The organism is Plesiomonas sp. (assembly GCF_051650925.1).
In the GTDB taxonomy this organism is placed as follows: Bacteria; Pseudomonadota; Gammaproteobacteria; order Enterobacterales; family CAMTGL01; genus Plesiomonas.
Genome location: NZ_JBOFRH010000063.1, coordinates 1 through 1,382, shown reverse-complemented (window position 1 = coordinate 1,382; position 1,382 = coordinate 1). Strand labels below are relative to the sequence as shown.

2 protein-coding genes are annotated in these 1,382 nt (G+C 48.0%); one reads left to right on the top strand and one right to left on the bottom strand.

Features of this window, described 5'->3' with window-relative positions; all coding sequences use genetic code 11:
• On the top strand, window positions 1–865 hold an 865-nt coding region (locus tag ACRC27_RS01620; protein WP_438639015.1), incomplete at its 5' end, for an arginine deiminase family protein.
• A 208-nt stretch (window positions 866–1,073) separates the two neighbouring features.
• Here the strand turns inward: ACRC27_RS01620 and traT are convergent.
• A partial coding sequence (traT, locus tag ACRC27_RS01615; RefSeq protein WP_438639013.1) for a complement resistance protein TraT occupies window positions 1,074–1,382 on the bottom strand: 309 nt, incomplete at its 5' end.

The following is a 1,382-nucleotide window of genomic DNA, read 5'->3' as shown; positions in this document are numbered from 1 at the left end:
CGAAGGCTATGCGGATCTGGAGGAGTTGAAATTAATCCGTGAAGCAGTCGGCATTACCGAGTATCTCTTACCGCCACTGCCCAACACCCTTTATACCCGTGACACCACCTGCTGGATTTATGGCGGGGTAACACTTAATCCGCTTTATTGGCCGGCCCGCCACGAAGAAACCGTATTGACCACAGCGATTTATAAATTCCATCCCGACTTTGCGAACGAAGAGATCAATTTCTGGTGGGGTGATCCGACCGTACATCACGGCACCGCGACGCTGGAAGGCGGTGATGTGATGCCGATTGGAAATAAAACCGTGCTGATTGGCATGAGTGAACGTACCTCACATCAAGCCATCACGCAATTAGCCGCGGCGCTGTTTGCCAACAAAAACTCCGGCGTTGAACGTGTGATGATTGCCGCCATGCCCAAACTGCGTGCCGCCATGCATCTGGATACGGTATTTACCTTCTGCGATCGTGATGTCGTCACGCTGTACCCTGCAATCGTCAACCAAATTAAAACCTTCTCATTGCGTCCTTCTGATGGCCCCACCGGCATGAAGCTTAAGCGTGATAAAGGCACCTTTGTCGAGGCCGTCGCCGCGGCCTTGAATCTGAAAAAATTGCGTGTCGTTGAAACCGAAGGAAATGATTACGATACCGAACGCCAACAATGGGACAGTGGTAACAATGTGGTCGCCCTCGCCCCTGGCGTCGTAATGGCTTACGATCGTAATACCAAAACCAATACTCAATTACGCAAACAAGGCGTTGAAGTGATTGAAATTGTCGGCAGTGAACTTGGTCGCGGTCGCGGCGGTGGTCACTGTATGACCTGCCCGATCATTCGTGATGCCGTTGATTATTAGCTTTGCGTTTAACTGTGTTGATCGCCTTGAGTGGCATAGTGATAGATAGCGATAGCCACGACAGTGAATAGCCAACAGCACGCAAATAAAAGCAACAAGCCCAGCAGGTGAATACCCACTGGGCTTGTTAATTTTAAACACTCACTTCAGAACTCGATTATTCAGACATTAACTGAGCGTTTTTTAATCAGCATGAAAAGCAATGCCATTACAGGATATTGCTGATTGCATTCGCCAATTCTTTTTCTAAAACTGGCTTAGCTTCTTCAAACTTCAAATTCACTTTATTGGCATTGGAGATCACGCGTGTTTGGTATTTTTGCTTGTGTTCTTCCTTTGCACTGGTTTGGACTTTGTAGCCAGAAGTCCCTTGTGTCAGCGCCGCGACATCATTGGTCATAACTTTACCGTTAGTTCGCTCAGTGATCTGAACATCAGTGACCATGGTATAGTTAATATCTTCCACCAAGGTATCGGCCGCTAAACCAATAACACCGGCAGCCAAACCTACCCCTAA